Here is a 17,535-nt window from a genome sequence, read left to right as displayed (position 1 = left end):
GTCAGCTCCCGTACCCGAAGGCGAACACGTGCGCCGTGCCGTCGGCGGTCGCCGGCAGGGTGATGCTCGCGACGCGCTTGGCGGCGTCCACGGGCAGCTTCACGGCGAACACATAGGTGGCCACCTTGTCCTGCTTGCCGCTCCCGGTGTTGCGGTAGGCCGTCGTGACGGCCGTGGTGTTGCCCGGGATGGGCTTGCCCCCGCCGCCGCCCAGCGTCCAGTCGGAGAAGCCGGAGCGGATCTGCGCCGTGCTGCCGTCGGCGTAGGTGACGGTGAAGGTGCCGGTCGCGCCGGCCGACGAGGCGTTGGTCGCCGAACCCAGGAGGCCGACGGACGCCGTCCCCGCGGGCGCGGCCAGCGGGACGGTCTGCCCCGAGGCCTCGATGTTGTCGGGCTGCCCGGCGGTGGTGCTGGGCCAGGTGTAGGTGATGCCGTCGGCGGTCACCGTGCTGCCGCCCTCGATCCCGGCCGCCGCCAGCGCCTCCTTCGAGTACGCCCAGCCGCCGCCGTCGAAGCCGCCGTTGTACTGGCTGCCGTCGGGGTGGACGCCCTCGTTGGTGTAGTACGGCCACAGCGCGCCCGGTTCCGCGACGGCGACGTGCAGCACGGTGGTGCCCAGGTCGGTGCCGGACGCGGTGCTCAGCGAGAACACGATGTCGTACGTGCCCTCCGCGCCGCCGCCGGTCACCGTCACCGGGTGGGCCTCCTTCGCGCCCGCGCCCAGGGTGAGCGAGCCGGACGTGGTGTCCATGGAGACCCCGGACGGGACCTGGGCGGTCCAGCGCACGACCTCCTCCTTGGCGCCGATGTTGGCCAGGTCGAGCGTGCCGCTGCCGCTGCCGCCGGGGGCGAGCACCAGTCCCGCGCCGGACGGGCCGGAGCCCGCGAGCACGGTGCGCTGGCCGGTGGCGTCGGACGGCGGGGCCGCCGAGGGAGCCGAGGCCCAGGCGGTGTTGGGGCTGGTGCCCAGGGTGAAGTCCAGGGTCGCCCCGTCGCTCAGGTCGGAGAAGGGCAGCCAGGCGGCGTCGTGCGCGCTGCCGTCGACGCGCAGCGACTGCACGTACGGCGCGTCCGTGGCGGCCTGCGGCGCGTTGATCCGCACCGTCCTGCCGCCGCCGAGGCGGATCTGGGCCTTGGGGAAGACCGGGCTGCCCAGCACCAGGGTGTCGGTGCCCGGCGTCTGCGGGTACATCCCCAGCTCGGACCAGACGTACCAGGAGCTCATGGCGCCCAGGTCGTCGTTGCCGAACTGCCCGACGGGAGCGTTGAAGTACAGCTTCTGCTGGGCCTCGCGGACGGCGGCCTGCGTCTTCCAGGGCTTGCCGAGGTAGGAGTACTCCCAGGGGATCTCCACGCTCGGCTCGTTGCTGAGGTCGGCGTTGGTGCCGCCGGGGTGGGCGATGTCCGACAGGAGGCTGTCGAGGTAGGCGTCGTAGGCGTCCGCGCCGCCGCGGGCGGCGATCAGCGCCTTGAGGTTGAACGGGATCATCGGGGTGTACTGCGCCGAGGTGCCCTCGACGAAGCCGTTGGAGGTGCCCGGCGAGAAGCCGGTGGCGTAGGCGCCGGAGACGTTGCGGGCCTGGACGTAGCCGGTGCGCACGTTGAAGACGTTCTGCCAGTCCTGGGCGCGGGTGGCGAAGGTGCGGTGGACGCCGTCCCTGCCGAGGGACTTGGCGAGCGCGGCGATGGCGTAGTCGGCGCTGTCGTACTCGAGCTGCGTCGACACCGGGCCGTAGAAGTTGCAGCAGCCCCAGTTCGCGCCGTCGATCGGCAGATAGCCCTTGGCGTCGCGGACCGCCTGGCCCGGCCGGTCGTTGTTGGGGGTGGTGGCCTGGTGGACGAGGTCGTCCAGCGCGTCCTTGGCGTCGAAGTCGCGGGCCCCGAAGGCGTACGCACCCGCGATGATCCCGGCGGCCGGGTCGCCGACCATGACGTAGCTCTCGCCGTTGTTCTGCGCCCACTTGGGGAACAGGCCGGTCTGGTCGAAGCCGTTGACCATGGAGGTGACGACGTCGCTGGTGGCGTCGGGCGCGACCACGGCCATCAGCTGCGTCTGGGAGCGGTAGGTGTCCCAGCCGGAGTAGTTGGCGTACTGGGCGTGGCCCTTGCGGACGGTGTGGATCTCGCCGTCCATGCCGGCGTACTCGCCGTTGACGTCCGAGAAGACGTTGGGGTGCAGCAACGAGTGGTACAGCGCGGTGTAGAACTGCACCTGCTGGTCGTGGCTGCCGCCGCCGATCCTCACGCGGCCCAGCACCTTGTTCCACGCGTCGTGCCCGGCCTGCCGGACCTTCGCGAAGTTCCAGCCCGGGATCTCGGAGGTCAGGTTCTTGGCGGCGTTGGCGTCACTGGTGTACGAGATGGCGACCTTGGCCGTCACGGCCTTCCGCGTGGTGGTGTCGAAGGTCAGGTACATGCCGTTGGCGCCGGTGACGGGCGGCTTCGCGCGGGTGCCGGAGCCGGGGGCGGCACTCGGGGCGGCGGTCTCCGAGCCCTTCGCGGCCGAGGCGGCGGGGCCGTGGCCGGCGCGAGGGCCGGGGCGGCCCGGCACGGTGAAGTGCCGCTCCTTCTGCGGGCCGCGCGTCGCCGGGGACGCGAGCGACTGCTCGGGGGCGCCGAGGCGCAGGGACTTCGCCTGCGGGTTGACCGTGCCGCCGACCCAGGTGCCGCTGCTGGTGAAGGGGCGGTCGAAGGTCATACGGAAGTGCAGCGTGTAGGTGTTGTCGGCGCCGCAGAAGTGACCGCTGGACACCGCGCCCGACACCTCGTGGTCGTTGACGACCTGGGCGCGGGTGTTGTCGATCTGCGTGGCGCCGCCGCTGAGCTTGAGCAGCAGGTGCGAGTCCGTGCTGCCCGGGAAGGTGAAGGTGGCGAGGCCGGCACGGGTGGTGCTGGTCAGCTCCGTGGTGATGCCCGCGTCGTCGGTCAGCCGGTAGTAGCCCGCCTCCGACTGCTCGTTGGCGTGGCTGAAGCCGGTCGAGGTGGCGCTCAGGTCACCGGTGAGGGATCCGGCGAAGGGCAGCACGGGCACATCGCCGGCGGCGGGGCAGCCGGGGCCCGAGATGTGCGTGAGGCTGTAGCCGGAGATCTTCTTGTCGTTGTACTCGTAACCGCCGCCGGAGGGGCGGTTCGGCGTGGTGTCGGGCCCCCACTGGAGCATGCCGAACGGCACGTCGGGGCCGGGGAAGGTGTCCACGGCACCCGACGTTCCGATGATCGGATTGACCAACGAGGCCGGGTCGTCGACCCAGGGAACGTCGGCGGCGGGCGCCGCGGCCGCGGCCGCCTGCAGCGGTCCGGCCGCGAGGCTCAGGACGGCAAGCGCCGCCAGCGGGACGCGCAGGCGCCGTGCGCGCGGGAGAGGAAGAAGCTCAGGGAACTGGGGAAGATGAGGGCTGCGAGTCAACAGGTCGCGCCAGGGTCTTGCCATCACGTGCCTCCACAACCGGATCGCCTTCACGGATGACTGAACGTGCGTCGCACTACGCACGACCACGTTGTCCGGCTCCTGACAACGTTGCCAGCGGGCATGAGTGAAACGCCTCGCCTGAATACCTGTCAACACCGGGCCCGCGATGCTCACGTGAACCACACGTGCGGGCGAACGGATCGCGCCAAACGGAGTTCCGGGACCGCGCGGCCGAAATCAGCCACGCCTTATCCCGGGCATTACCCGCGAGGCGGCACAGCCTCGGTCAATGCGCCGAACTTGGCCAGCTTGGCCCGATCCTCAAGGTCCGTGCGCGGCACGATGACCTGATCGCACCGAGCATTCCGATGGGTTATCTGCACGTTGAACGTGGGATATGCGGGCCACCACTGCCCGGCATCCGCGGCATCGTGCTCCTGATGCGTGATCCACGTCGCCACCAGGTCCTGGTCACTGGTCGTCAGACGTTCCATCAGGCTCTGCCGCTCAAGAGGCCACGTCGTGCGCTGGCCGGTCGCCCCCGCGCACGAACCGGGTCGGACGGCCTCTGTGCGCCCCCCGTCCGTCGACACACGCTCAAGCGGCGCCGCGGCGAAGTCCGTCGTGATACGGAGAAGGTCGAAACGGTCGGCCGGCGCGAACGCCACCAGGGTGGCCTGTGTCGATTCACCGGGCTCGAGCACAACATTGTCCCAAGTGAGGGGCCCGGCCTGGATCAATTCCGGCGGCAATGGCGGAGCAACGGAGTTGTATCTGGCCGCGGGGCCGGGGCCGTCCACGACCGTCGAACGCCAGGCATCGTCGTCAAGGCGCCCGCGCGGTGGGGCAGAGATCTTTTCCGTCGTCACTCCCGTGATCTCGTAAAGGGACGCGATGACGTCGGCGCTCGATTTTCCCTTGTTCTCCAACGTCACGGAGGCAGTGATCTCCAGCCGCCCGTCACGGCGTCGTATCTGGTCGAACGACTGGTGGACGCTCACCACGGTGGGCTCCATCGACGGCTCATAGCGCGCCGAGTACCAGAATTGCGGAAAGGACAAGGCAGCGGCCACAAGTCCGCTGAGGGCCGCGATGACCGCTGCCGCCAACGTGGCTCCGTGCTCATTGGAGGGCCCCGCGGCCCTGCGTAGGCGGACCGACATCCGACGCGCGCGAGTCCGGGCGACGTCCATGTCATGGACCAGTACAACGCACGTCGCCGCGAAGGAGACCATGACGATCACGAGCATCGTCACCAGGTGCCACTGAGCCACCAGGTCCGACGTGATCGACGCCAGCAGCCAACCGTCCACGAGGAGCAGAACACACGCCGCGACGACGGCTGCCGCCCAGCGCAAGGCGCCATGCGGCCGAAAGCAATGGGCTATGGCAGCCGCGGCCGACAGACAGGCAACGGCCAGCGCCCCTCCTGTCGTCCGCGCGTCGAAGCCGTTCGCCGTGAAGAGATCCAGCAGGCCGACCGCGCCCAGCAGTACGGCATACGTCGTGACCACCCATCGCGCCCACCGGGACACCGTTTCGGGTATCCGGGCACGAGTGCCCCCGTCGGTCGTGGTCACCGCCCCGGCCGTCGTCCCACCCTCGGATTCCGCCGTCATGCGCGTTCCCCCTCCCCCGTGCCCCCTACGTGCCCACGTCCGCTTCTGGCGCAAACGTTGCTGCGGGGCCGTCGGCACCCCACGCCGCGGCGCACAGGGCGCAGTCGACTTCCGCTGTGTAGGTGGCGGCGGCGAGCCAGGCGTCGGCGAAGTGGGTGGGGTCGGTGGGGAGGAGGCGGCCGAAGGCGTCGCGGTCGCGGGTGGCCGCGCGGGCGTGGAGGCGGGTGAGCAGGTCTGCTCCGGTGGCCAGGCCCGCACGGCGCAGGCGGTGGGCGTCGGCGGGGACCGTGGAGGGGAGGGCGAGAACGCGGCGGCCGCCGGACACGGCCTGGTGGACACGGCGGTGCAGCAGGTGCAGGGGCGCGTCGTCGAGGGCCGCGGCGGAGACCGGGGCCGGGGCGGTGGACAACGGGGGGAGGTCGGCCCGTTGGAGGCGGTCGAGTCCGGCGTCGAGCCGGGCCTCGGGGTCCGAGGGGTGGCTCAGGGCGAGGAGCCGGGCGCGGGCGTGCGGCGCCGGGTCGAGGCGGGCGACGACGCGCAGGCGCAGGCCGGGGGCGTCCGCGAGGAGCCGCAGGTTGTCCCGGTACGGGAGGGCCGGGTGGTCGTGGGCGGCGGTCAGACGGAGCGTCAGGCCGGCGCAGTCGGCGAGCAGGCAGTCCCCGCCGGTCTCGCGCACGGTGCCGGTGAGGGTGACGTCGAGGAAGAGCAGGCCGTCGCCCGTCGCCAGGGCGCGGGCGGCCTGCTCGGCCGGGGGCACGGCCCACAGGCGCGCCAACGGCTCAGCGGTCCAGGCCGCGCCGGAGGCCCGTACCGCCCGGACACCCGCGCCCGCGCCGAGCCGGCCGGTGGGCGAGACGGTGGCACCGGAGACGGCGAGTCCGGCGCGGGACAGCTCGCGGTGGGTCAGCGCGGTGTCGCCGATGCGGACGCTGCGGTCGGCGGCGCCGGTGGCCCTTCCGGGGCCGCCCGGGAGGACGTCGGAGACGGTGTACAGGCGGCCCTCCGCGTCGGCGGTCCATGTGACGGCGCCCGCGTGACCGCTCGCGGTGAGCACGGGTTCGGAGAACAGGCCGTAGAGCCGCAGCGAGCCGTCCGGGGTGTAGGGCTGGCGTGCGGTGCCGCGCACGGCGGCCAGTTCGGGGCCCGTCGCGTGCGGCACGCGGTGCGCCGGGCCGAGCAGTTCGCGCAGCGCCTCGACGAGTTCGGCCAGGCGGTGGGCCGGGTCGCCGGAGCGGGCGGCGCGCAGCCTCGTGACGACCGAGACGGCGGCCGCGGCGATCCTGGGCAGTCCGGCGATGCGGGCGGTGTGCGCCGCCCGCAGCAGTTCCGCCTGGGGCACGGCGCCGGCGCCGTCGATGCCCGCCTCCAGGACGGCGGCGGCCGCGCCGCGCACAGCAACGGCGGCGGCGCACTGCTCCGGGGTGGCGGTGTCCGGTGCCTCCGGCGGCCCGGCGTCCCCGGCCGCCGCGGCGCCTTCCGGCCGCGTGTCGCCGGCACCGGGTTCGGCGACCGGCGCGGCCGAGGCCGCGGCGGCGCGGTGGACGCAGTCCGGGGCGAGCAGGCATCCGCAGCGGATCGCCTCGGCGCTCGTCACCGTGCCGCCGGGGGCGTGCAGTTCGAGGTCGGTGTCGTCGTCGATCGCGATACGCAGTGTGTCGCCGTCGCCGTCGCGGACGACCGGGCGGTCGGCCAGCTTGGCCGCGCCCGCGTCGAGACGTTTGCGCAGCCGGGGCGACAGGGCCGCGACGAGTTCGGCGGTGACGGCGGGCGCGACCGGGGGCAGGTTCGGGTTCATGCGATCTTCTCCCCCACCCAGCGGGCGAGTTCGAGGGGGCTGAGGGCGGCCACGGGCATGCCCGCGGCGACGAGCTGTCCGGCCACGCCGGTGGAGTAGCGGGGGCGTCCCGCGTCGTCGAGGCTGGCGCAGCCCAGGACGTGGCACCCGGCGCCGACGAGGGCGCGGACCTCGGCGAGGAGCCCACCCACCGGGTAGCCCTCCTCGAAGTCGCTGACGACCACGACGAGCGTGCGCGACGGGACGGTCACCAGCTCGCGCGCGTGGCGCAGGCCGGCCGCGATGTGGGTGCCGCCGCCGACGCTGACCTCCAGGAGCAGCGACAGCGGGTCGGTGACGTGGTCGGTGAGGTCGATGACCTCGGTGGAGAACGCCAGGAAGTGCGTCGACAGGGTCCGCACCCCGGCCAGCACGGACGCCGTCAGCGCCGCCCAGATCGTGGACGCCTCCATCGAGCCGGACACGTCGGTGACGAGGATCAGCCGCCAGTCGGCGGCGCGTTGCGCCCGCGTGCGGAACACCGGGCGTTCGGGGACGACCTGGACGGTGCCGTCGGGCGTGCGGCGGGCGGTGGCGAGGTTCGCCCGCAGCGTGCGCGGCAGGTCGAGGCCGCCGCCGGGACGCCGGCTGGGGCGCGGGACGACGCTGCCGTGCAGCGCGGGGCGCAGGCGGGTGGCGAGCTGTCGCGTCAGGGCCTCGACGAGGCGGCGGACCAGGGGCCGGAGGGCCGCCAGCCGTGCCTCGGGCAGGCCTCCGGCGTGCGCGAGCACCGTGCGCAGCAGGTCCACCGAGGGGCGGACGCTGTCCGGGTCGAGTTCCGTGAGGGCGTCGTCGCGGCCCGAGGCGGCCGCCGCGGCGAGGACTTCCTCGCGGATGCCGGGCCCGAACAGCGCGGCCAGTTCCTCCGACCACTCGCGCACCCCGGGGTACGCCGCCTCGCGGCCCCCGCCGCTGCCGCCCGCCATGTCGCCGCGGCTGCCCTCGCCGCGGCCGCGGCCGTACAGCTCGTCGAGCGCGGCGGCCAAGGCCGAGGCACGACGCGGCAGTTGCTCCGTCCGGCGGCCGAGCACGAGCCGCCAGCGGTCCGCGGCGCCAAGGGTGCGGCCGGGCGGGCCGTCCGCCGCGCGGGGCGGGAACGCGGGTTCGCCCGGTACCGCGTCGTCCGTCTCCTCCGGCGCCGGGGTGTGGTCCGGGAGCAGCAGGCCGAGGCGGTGGAGTGCGGTGCGGGCGGTGAGGTCGGCGCGGGTCCACGCCGCGAGGGCCAGGGGGTCGGCTCCCGCGGTGTCGGCGATGCCGCTGACGTCGAGACGTTCCTCGACCGTTGTGAGGAGCCGGTCCCGCGCGGCGGGGCTCAGGGTGTCGAAGCCGCCGCGGAGCGCGGGGAGCCGGTCGAGGAAGGCGCGGTCGGAGAGGCCGGCGACCCGGTCGAGCAGGGGTTCCAGCGCCGGGGCGGCGGCTTCGAGGAGCGGGCCGGCCGCGGTGAGCAGGCCGGTGAGGCGGGCGCCGAGGGCGGCGCGCGAGGGCGGGTCGGTCGCGGCGTCGACCCAGGAGGCGACGCGGGCGCCGAGGTCCTGCGCGGGCTCGTGGCCCAGCAGGACGCGGACGGCACCGGCGGCGCCGCGCATCAGCGGCGAGCCGTCGGCCGCGAGGCGGGTGAGGGCGTCGGCGAGCCGGATGCCGCCGAACCGGTCGGCGCGGTGGGCGAGTTCGAGCAGCGCGTGGGCGTCGGCGGGTTCCTCGGAGCCGGTGAGCCCGTCGACCTGGCGCACGGCGGCAGACGTCAGCAGGCCGGCGACGGCCTCCGCGCGGGCCGTGCGGTCGTCGTCGGCGCCGAGGCCGGCGATGTGCCCGCTCCGTACGCGGTCCAGCAGCGCCAGGCCGCCGAGGAGTTCGGGCAGGGAGCCGCTGCCGGGCAGCACGTCCGCCGCCTCGGCGAGGCGTTCGTCGGTGAGCGCGGGCAGCCCGCACTCGGCGGCCTCGGCGAGCCCGCGCAGCGTCTGGGCCGCGGTGGGACCGCCGTCGTCCGTCTCCGACCTGCGGCGTTCACGGAGCACGCCCTCGGCGGCCTGGGCGGCGGTGACCCCGCGGGTGCCCGCGGCCGTGAGCATCGCGGCGGTCGCGGGTGTCCAGCGCACCTCCCAGCGGGTGGTGAGGGCGTCGGCCCCGCCGGCGCCGGTGACGTCCTTCGGCTCGGCGTACGGCACACCGCACACCGCCAGGCGCCGCAGGAGCAGTTCGCGGCGGCGGTCGAGGTCGGAGCGCAGCGGGTCGAGCCGCAGGTCCCGCGCGTCGGTCGCGGCCGTTCCCGGCTCCGGTCCGGGCAGTCCGAGCGCGGCGGCCTCGGCCTCCACCGCGGGGCCGAGGCCGCTGCGCGGGGCCCTGGGGGCGGGCCGCCCACTCCGGGTCCCAACGAGGACGTTTTCCATGGCCCGCGCGACCGCCCGGCCCCGCCCGTACGGCTCGCCCTGGGCGAGCACGGTCTGCACGGCCTCGACGAGTTCTCCCCGCCCTGCGGCCGGCAGTCCGCGCAGCCGGGCGAGGTCGCCCGCGAGCCGGCCGATCTCCCGGGCGTCGGCCGGGCCCGACGGATGGCCCAGGGCGCGCAGTTCGGCGCAGATCCGTACGGCGGTGCGGATCAGCGCGGCCTCGAGGGCGTCGGGGTCGCCCGCCGCGTCGAGGACGAGGTGCTGCCACTCCGGGTCGCGGATACCCGCGGGGTAGCCGGACCGCTCGTCCAGCAGCGCATAGGTGTACGGGATGAGGGAGGTCGTCCAGGCGCGGGCGTCCTCGCGCGCCGCGGTCCCGGTGTCCTCGCCCGCCGCGGACACGTCTTCGGGTGCCGCCCCCGGCAGCAGCGCCGGGGCGTGGAAGGCGCCGACGACCACGGCCGCGCGGGCCCCGCCGGCCATGGCCTCGGCGAGCCGGGACCGCATCCACGCCTCGCGCCGCAAGTCGAGTGCGGGGACGCCGCCGGAGGCGGCCGCGTCCTCGCGCAGGGCCCAGCCCGTCAGCAGCGCGGCCCGCCGCAGGGCCTCGGGCGGCGACCCGGGGGCGGTGGCCTCGACGAGGCGGTCCCACAGGTCGTCCCCGGGGCGCCCGGTGACGCGGTCGCGCAGGGCCGCGTGGAGACCCGGCCCCCGCTCCCCTGCCGTCGCTCCCGGTGCCCCCCGGCCCGCCGCCCACGCGCGGTCCGCGAGCGGCAGGTCGCAGGCGAGGGCCGGGACGCCGTGCCGGGACGCCCAGCGCACGGCGGCCAGTTCGGGCGAGAAGTCGGCGAACGGGTAGAAGGCGGGGCCGCCGCCCGCCGCGTCGCCGGGGGCGGCGGCAAGGGCGACGGGTGCCCGGGTCTCCTCGTGGGCGAGCCACGGCAGCCATTCCTGCATCTCACCGGGGAGTTCGACGAGCACGACGTCCGGCTCGGCCGCGTCCAGCAGGGCGGGCAGGGCGGCGGCGAGCGACGGCGCGTGGTGGCGCACGCCGATGAGGTACGGCGCCGCCGCGTCCGTGAACGCCGCGAGAGCCGCGTCGGGGGTGCGGGACACGGTCGTCAGCCCTCCAGCACGGTGCGCAGTTCCCAGAGGGTGCGCCAGGTCGGGGAGCCCTGCTCGGCACGGCGCCGGACCGGCCCGTCCCAGTAGCCGAGCAGCCGTGCCGCGTCGGCCGGGTCGTCCTTGCGCACGACGCCGAGCAGATGCCCGGGCAGCAGGCCGAGCACGTCGCGGTCGCCGGGGAAGTACGCGGCCGCGAGGGCCAGCGCGCCCGCCACCGAGACGGCCTCGGCGGTGCTCATGACCGTGGAGGGGCGCTCGACCTCCCAGCCCTCCGCCGAACGCCCTTCCCTCAGGTCGCGGAAGGCGGTGACGAGGGCTTCCAGGACGGCGTCGTCCACCTGGTAGGGCGCCCCCGCGCGTTCCACGGCGGCACGGGACTGGCTGCGCACGAGCGCGGTCTCGGCGTCGAGGTCGCCGATGGGGCCGACGGTCTCGAAGTTGAAGCGGCGCTTGAGGGCGGCGGACATCTCCGAGACGCCCTTGTCGCGGAGGTTGGCGGTGGCGATGAGGGTGAAGCCGGGTGCGGCGTGCGCCAAGGCATCCTCGCCGCCGGCGAGTTCGGGGATGGCGATGCGCCGCTCGGACAGCAGGGAGACCAGGGAGTCCTGCACCTCGGGCAGGCAGCGCGTGACCTCCTCGACGCGGGCGACGGCGCCGCGCGACATGGCGGTGAGGACCGGCGAGGGCACGAGCGCCTGCCGGCTGGGTCCCTGGGCGAGCAGCAGGGCGTAGTTCCAGCCGTACTTGAGCTGGTCCTCCGTCGTGCCCGCGGTGCCCTGGACGACCAGCCCGCTGGTGCCGCAGACGGCGGCGGACAGCAGCTCGGAGAGCATGGACTTGGCGGTGCCGGGCTCGCCGACGAGCAGCAGGCCCCGTTCCCCGGCGAGCGTCACGACGCAGCGTTCGACCAGGGCGCGGTCGCCGACGAACTTCCCCTCGACGACGAGGCGGCGCGGGACGTCCTCGGGGGCGCCGGTGTCCTCCGGCAGCTTCAGCGGCTGTCCGTCGCTGCCCATGACGAAGGTGACGACGGCGCGCGGGGTGAGCCGCCAGGCCGGCGGCCGGGGTCCGGTGTCGTGGGCGGCGAGGAAGGCCAGCTCGGTGGCGTACCGGTCCTCGGGCGGGGTGATCTGCCGCCGGGCGGCTGCGGGTGCGGCGGCGGCGAGGGGTGCGGTGGTGGTCATCGGCGGCGGCCCTTCCGGGTGGCGCGGGTGGTGAGTTCTTCGAAGGCGGGGGCGTCGCCGTCGCGGACACGCTCCCAGGCGGCGGTGAACAGTTCGGGCACCGGGACCAGGGGCACGGTGCGGACGTGGTCGCGGACGGGGTAGAGGCGTTCCTTCCAGGTCTCCACCGGCAGGGCGGGTGCCTTGAGGTCGCGCCAGCCGCACGGCAGGAAGAGGGTGCGCCCGGCGCGCGGGCGGCGGGCCTCGACGACCAGGCCGCTCGCGGCGAGTTCCGTGCGGGCCTTCTTCGTACGGGCGGGCTTCCAGCCGGTCCAGCGGGCGCAGTTGCGGTCCGTGGGGTCGGGCAGGGCGAGCAGTTGCAGGTAGAGCACGGCGGCGTCCTCACCGAGGCCGTGGGCGGCGGCGACCTCGGCGACGAGGTCCGGCACGGTGAGGGTGGGGCCTGGGCGTGGCCGGCCCGGGCGTCCGGGCCGGCGCCCGCGGCGAGCGCGCGCTCCAGTCCGTCCCCGAGCGCGGCACGCAGGCCGCTCAGGCCGCCGTGCCGCGGTCCGACGAGGCCCTCGACGAGGCCGAAGACGGAGTCGTCGGGGCCCGTCAGCCCGGCCGGGCGGAGGAGCACGGTCTCGGTGTCGCCGTACCAGGGGCGCAGCACCAGGGCCTCGCCGACGCGGGTCAGGCCGTGGGCGTCGGCACCGCCGGTGGCGGGCAGCCCGTACGCCTTGCGGAGCGGCACGGCGGTGGGGCCGCCCTTGTCCGTCCACTCGATGTCGGCGTCGATGAGAAGTCCGGGGTCGGCGAGCCGGCGGCGCAGCGCGGCCAGGCCCCCGGGGAGGGCGGCGCGCAGCGGATGCCCGTACGGCAGGCCGTAGGCGAGCCCCGCCAGTGCGGCGACGGAGTGCGCGATGTCGTGCCGCCGGGGCAGCGCGGAGGGGTCCTCGGGAACGAGGTCGCCGTCCTTGCCGGGCCGTTGCACGGTGGTCCGGCTGAGCCACGGGGTCCGCGCGGGGTTGAGGACCGCCTCGGCCGCCGGGGCGGGAACGCCGGTGAGTTCGCCGGCCACCTCCTCCGGCAGGCGGACGACGGCGCCGAGCCGTTCCGCCCAGACGCGGCCGGCCGCCGCGATGTCGGGCCCGGTGGTCCACAGTGCGGCCGGGTCCTCCGGCAGCAGGGCGCCGGTCAGGGCCGCCCGGTCGTCCCGGTCGAGGGAGGACAGCAGCGCCTCGGCGAAGTCCTTCTGACGCGGTTTCAGGCCGATGGCCGCGAGCGCCGCGCCGTCCGGGTCGTTGGGCAGTCCGGCGAGCAGCACCGCCGCCTGCGCGGCGCCGAGGCCGCCGCCGGTCGCCGCGACGAGCGCCTCCGGCCCGTCCTCGCGCCAGGGCGCCGCGCCCTTGTCCCGCAGGAGCCGGGTGAGTTCGTCCAGCCGCCCGGCGGGCAGGTCCGGGGCTCGGCCGGTCTCCTCCTCCAGGGTGAAGTGGGCGACGGCGCCGAACGCTCCGGACGGGTCGTGGTCCAGGGCGACCCAACGGACGTGCTTGCGCTGGCCGTCGACGTTCTTGCAGGCCAGAATCACCACGGTGCGGTCGCCGCGGCGCAGGACCTGTCCCGCTCGCTGCTGCTTGTCGTGCTTCTCGCCGAGGACGACCTCGCGGAGCCCGCCGCCGGGCGCCGCCAGCAGTCCCTCGCCGATCGCGTCGAACAGCAGGCACAGCGCCTCGCGCTCCGTCGCGGGGACGGCGGGGGACGCCGCGCGGAGGGCCAGCGGGCGCAGCCCGCCGAGGACGGCCGGCCACGCCAGGCCCATGGCGGGGACGATGTACTCGTCGCTGGCCCAGCCGCCGCCGGGCGTGCCGATCCTGTCCCGGCCGGGCAGCGGTTTGCCCTCGGCCGGCTTGCCTGACAGGACGTGGTTGACGGAGCGGATCTGCCGGAGCGTGCTCCACTGCACGTCGCCGGACCACCACGAGTAGGCCTGGTCGGCGATGCCCGCCAGGGCGCCGCGCAGGGTCTGGTCGTCGCCGTGCTCGGGGCTGTGGTCGGCGAACATGCCCTCCGTGCGGTTGCGGGACCGCGGCGTCGGCTGCTCCTGCGGGGTGACGAAGCCGACCACCCCCTCCAGGTGGCGCACGACGTTCTGCACGAGCGCGGTCACGCCGGTGAGGAGCGGGCCGTCGGCGAGGGCCGGAAGGGCCTGTGCCACGGCGGCGCGTGCCACGGCGGTCGCGGAGGGGCCGGTGTACTCCTTGGTGCGGGCCGCCTCCGCGCGCCGTTCGGCCAGCGCGCTCGCGGTGGCCGTCAGCACCTCGGCGGCCTGCGCGTCGGTGAAGGCGCGCAGCGCGTGCGAGCCCTTCTCGTCGCGCGGGCGCAGGGCGTGCCAGAAGGGGAGCGGCGGAACAAGGCGCGTGCCGGCGGCGAACTCGGCACCACTGCCGCAGACCGAGAGGTCGGCGAGTTCGTCCGTGCCGGTCGTGTCGCCGGCCGCGTGGAGCGACACCGTCTGGTGGGTGAGCGCCACGATCGGCTCGGCTCCGCCGGGAAGCCGCAACGCGCCGAGCGGGATCGTCCGGGACCAACTGTTCCTCTTCCGCACGGGGAAACCGACGGTGCGTCCGTCGGGCGTGCCGGCGGTGCAGCGTGCCTCCGGGCCGGTGCCCTCGACCCGGACCCATCGGCCGAGGACGGTTCCGTCGGTGCCGAACGGCGTGTCCTCCAGGCCGGGTTGCAGCGGCAGCACCTCGCAGTCCTCCTGCCGCAGCCGGGAGTCCTCGCGGATGCCGGAGCGGAGGAAGGCGGGCAGCGAGGCACGGCCGTGGGTGCCGGTGGCCGGGTCGTACTCCACCCAGACCTGCTCGCGGCCCTGCTTGCCCTGGCGCCAGAAGGAGGTGCCGTCGCCGAGGACGGGCCGGCCGGGCGGCACCACCGTGTCACCGGCGTGCAGGGTCCGGCCGCCGGTGGCGCGGCCGCCGCCGGGGAGGGGGATCGAGGGTGCGCCGACGCTCGTGTCCCACCACGTCGGAACGGTGTCCCCGCCGAGGGTGAGGACGTCGGCCGGCCGGGCGGACCAGTAGCCGCGCTGCTGGTCGCCCTCCCGCCAGATGACGAGGAGTTCGCCGTCGGTGTAGCGGAAGGACGGCTTCTGCCAGCGGTCGAGCCGGATCGGGATCCTCAGGTCGTGTTCGAGGAGGATCTTCTCGGGTCCGACCACCACGACCTTGTGCTTGCGGGCGAGCACGAGGGCGGGCCAGGCCTCGGTGATCGAGAGGGAGTGCTCCCCGGGGGACTTGCCGGCGGCGGCGTCGAGGAGTGCCATGGCCTCCTCCAGGGCCGGCCAGCCCAGTTCGTCGAGGACGCCCTCGCGCAGGGTGCGACCGAGCAGCGGCGCGATGTCGTGACCGGCGACCCGGGCGACGGCACCGGGGTTGACGCGCTCGGCGACGGACCGGAAGGGCCGCATGCGGGTGAGGGCCGTCCGGGAGGCGGGCAGGCCGTGGGCGCGGGTGAACTGTTCCGCCGCCTCGTCCAGCCAGTCGTGCAGGACGGTGCTGAGCACGGGGTGCGCGGCCAGGGCCTCCAGCACCGCTGTCTGCGTGCGGTTGTCGCCGAGTTGGCCGATCCCGTGGTGCAGCAGGAGCCGCAGGCGCGGGTCGGCGCCGGTGGCCACGAGGTCTCGGCGTCCGGTTCCGCGGTCGAGCAGCCACGGGCCGAGCGGCAGGTGGACCTCGGCCGGGTTGTCGGGGACGGTCAGCGGGACGCCCTCTGCCGCGCACAGGTCCAGCAGGTCGAGTTCGGCGCCGGCGCGCCAGCGGGCCGCGAAGAGGTCGACGGGGCGTGCGTCGGCGCGCAGCCTGGGTGCCATGCGGGCGACGAGGGCGAGGGTGGACGCGGAGCGTTCGGAGCTGGGCGAGCCGTGCTTGCGGTGCGTGGCCCAGCGGGTCAGCCAGTCCGCCGCGTCGACGTCCGCGGCGGCGTCACCCGCCTCCCCGGTCAGCAGGGTGTCGGCGCCGGTCTCGGCGAGCAGCGCGAGCCAGAACTCGTCGTGCTCGGGGCCGCGGCCGAGTCCGGTCGGCATGATCTCCAGCAGCCGTGCCCGTACGGACGGCTGCCGTTCGGCGAGCACGACGAGGGTGGGCCGGTAGGCGGTCCAGAAGGAGCCGGGCGCGCGGACGACGGCGGGCGAGGCCAGCAGGTCGGCGACGAGGGCGCACTCCTCGGTGACCCGGTTGAGCCCGGCGGCCTTGAGCAGTCCGCGGGCGTCCTGCGGCAGCGAGGCGTACGGCGGCATCCCGGCCGCGCAGCGCTCCACGGTGAGCTGGCGGAACTGCCGCCAGGCCTCGGACGGGTCGAGGCGCCGGGCGAGGTCCTTGACGTGCTCCTTGAGCGCCTTGACGGTGAGGGCGCCAGCGAAGGCGAACTCCAGGAACACGGAGCGCTGGCGGTCCTCGTCGACGGCGAGGCCGTGGACGCGCTCGGCCGCACGGGCCTTGCCGAAGAAGGCGGCGGCATACGTGGTGTTCTCGTGCTGGAGGAAGACCCGCGCGGCCTGCTCGTAGAAGGTGGGCAGGAAGTGCGGCACGGCGCGGCCGAGGCGTTCGGCCAGGGCCTCGAAGCCGTCCTTGGCGGCGCCGGCACGGGACTTGGCCGTCCGGGCGAGCCTTTCGATGTCCTTGACCAGGGCCAGCGCGTGGTGGCCGTTGGCCGGGTCGTTGACCAGGGCCCAGGCGGGGAAGCCGAGCGTCTCGCGGCGCACCTGGCCGACCTCCGGCGTCTCCGGTTCGCGGGTCAGGCCGAGGAAGTCCAGCGCCAGGTCCTCCGCCTCGCCGAGGGTGCCCGGGACGAGGCGGACGACGAGGCGTCCTTCGAGCACGGGGTGCGTGTAGCCGCGCACGGTGAGGGTGTCGGCGTCCTCGCCCGCGGTGGTGCCGAGGGGCAGGATCGCGCCGGCGTCCAGCAGGGCGGTGGCGGTGTTCCGGTCTTCGGTGGTCATGCCGCCTGCTCCTCGTCCTCGATGTCGCGGCCCGCATACAACGCGGCCGCCATGCGCATGCCTTCCGACCAGGCGACGGGGCCGACCTGACCGAGCCTCAGGGCGCGTCCCGCACCGTCGGTCCAGGACAGGGGGCCGGTCTCGGTCTCGCTCCAGCCGTCGTAGTCGCCGATCCAGATCCGGGCCTCGACGGACCGGCCGTCCTCGAGGACGGGGCAGACCGCGTGCCCTCCGCGTACGCGGTAGCCGAGCGAGGTGGCACGGCCGTGCAGGAAGCGCAGCTCCTTGAACGTGCCGCCCGCGTAGTCCTGGACGGCGGTGCCTTCGTGGTCCAGGTCCGCGGGGCGGTGCCAGACCTCGCGGAAGAGCTGCTGCGCCCGCTGCTCCACGCCCAGTTCGACCGCGAACTCGCGCAGGTCCTCCAGGTCGTCCAGCAGGACGGGGTGCGGGATGCGGACGAGCTCGGGGGCGATACGCACCGTGTCCCCGTCCAGGTCGACCAGGCCGAGCCCGCGCTCCTGCCCGGCGTCCCGCAGGAAGCCGGCGACCTCCCCGTCGGCGCTGGTCACAACGACGTCCCGCAGGGCCGCCTGCCACGCCGGGTCCGGCCACACGGCCGCGACGACCGCGATCGGCACGGGCAGCGAGCGCACCATCCACCGCTCCACGTCGGCCAGGCACTGCCGTTCGTGCCGCTCCAGCCACTCGGTGAGCTGACGCAGCCCCACCACCACCGGGTCGTCGGCCAGTTTGCCCGGCACGGACTTCAGCCGGCGGCCCGCCGCGTTGCGGCACACGACCTTTCCGTCGTCGAGGGAGACCTCGTAGTCGCCCGCCGTCACCCACCCCATCGTGTGCCTCCCTGCACCGGGTTGATCAAGTGACCGGAACTGTAGGCGGGGCCACTGACAACGCCCTCGCAACCCTGTGGACAGCGGGAAACGGTCCCGCGCGGCCGGCTGCCGACAGGCCGGCCGAAGTACGTGCGCCACGCAC

At 75.0% G+C, this 17,535-nt stretch carries 9 protein-coding genes; 2 read left to right on the top strand and 7 right to left on the bottom strand.

Translation table 11 applies throughout. The annotated features are described in order from the left end of the window. Position 1: 1 nt before the first annotated feature. The 6 genes from ACIP64_RS14365 to ACIP64_RS14340 form a co-directional block, all read right to left on the bottom strand. Positions 2–3,430, bottom strand: a complete 3,429-nt coding sequence (locus tag ACIP64_RS14365; RefSeq protein ID WP_401585571.1) for a GH92 family glycosyl hydrolase — start codon at positions 3,428–3,430, stop codon at positions 2–4. A gap of 239 nt (positions 3,431–3,669) precedes the next feature. Further along, positions 3,670–5,028 (bottom strand): hypothetical protein, encoded by a 1,359-nt coding sequence (locus ACIP64_RS14360; protein ID WP_401585568.1) that lies wholly within the window; start codon positions 5,026–5,028, stop codon positions 3,670–3,672. A 25-nt stretch (positions 5,029–5,053) separates the two neighbouring features. Continuing rightward, positions 5,054–6,823 (bottom strand): hypothetical protein, encoded by a 1,770-nt coding sequence (locus ACIP64_RS14355; protein WP_401585566.1) that lies wholly within the window; start codon positions 6,821–6,823, stop codon positions 5,054–5,056. Next, entirely contained in the window at positions 6,820–10,365 is a 3,546-nt protein-coding gene (locus ACIP64_RS14350; RefSeq protein ID WP_401585563.1) for a DUF5682 family protein, read from the bottom strand. Before ACIP64_RS14350 ends, ACIP64_RS14355 begins: the two co-directional genes overlap by 4 nt. 5 nt (positions 10,366–10,370) lie before the next feature. After that, positions 10,371–11,558, bottom strand: a complete 1,188-nt coding sequence (locus tag ACIP64_RS14345; protein ID WP_401585560.1) for an AAA family ATPase — start codon at positions 11,556–11,558, stop codon at positions 10,371–10,373. Beyond that, complete coding sequence (locus tag ACIP64_RS14340) at positions 11,555–11,986, bottom strand: hypothetical protein (protein ID WP_401585558.1); 432 nt, start codon at positions 11,984–11,986, stop codon at positions 11,555–11,557. Before ACIP64_RS14340 ends, ACIP64_RS14345 begins: the two co-directional genes overlap by 4 nt. Before the next feature lie 20 nt (positions 11,987–12,006). Here ACIP64_RS14340 and ACIP64_RS14335 point away from each other — a divergent pair, with 20 nt between their 5' ends. Next, positions 12,007–13,455: a hypothetical protein gene (locus ACIP64_RS14335; protein ID WP_401585555.1), complete on the top strand. Its 1,449-nt coding sequence runs from the start codon at positions 12,007–12,009 to the stop codon at positions 13,453–13,455. Positions 13,456–13,674: 219 nt separating this feature from the next. Next, positions 13,675–16,629: a hypothetical protein gene (locus ACIP64_RS14330; RefSeq protein WP_401585552.1), complete on the top strand. Its 2,955-nt coding sequence runs from the start codon at positions 13,675–13,677 to the stop codon at positions 16,627–16,629. Here the strand turns inward: ACIP64_RS14330 and ACIP64_RS14325 are convergent. Next, positions 16,536–17,390 carry a DUF4132 domain-containing protein gene (locus ACIP64_RS14325; RefSeq protein WP_401585550.1) on the bottom strand — a complete coding sequence of 285 codons (855 nt, stop codon included), beginning with the start codon at positions 17,388–17,390 and terminating at the stop codon, positions 16,536–16,538. The genes ACIP64_RS14330 and ACIP64_RS14325 overlap by 94 nt on opposite strands. Between the last annotated feature and the right edge of the window lie 145 nt (positions 17,391–17,535).

The sequence above is a fragment of the Streptomyces sp. NPDC088733 genome, assembly GCF_044751185.1.
Classification (GTDB): domain Bacteria; phylum Actinomycetota; class Actinomycetes; order Streptomycetales; family Streptomycetaceae; genus Actinacidiphila.
Note: the sequence above shows the minus strand (reverse complement) of the source record. Positions and strands in the feature narration are given on the sequence as shown.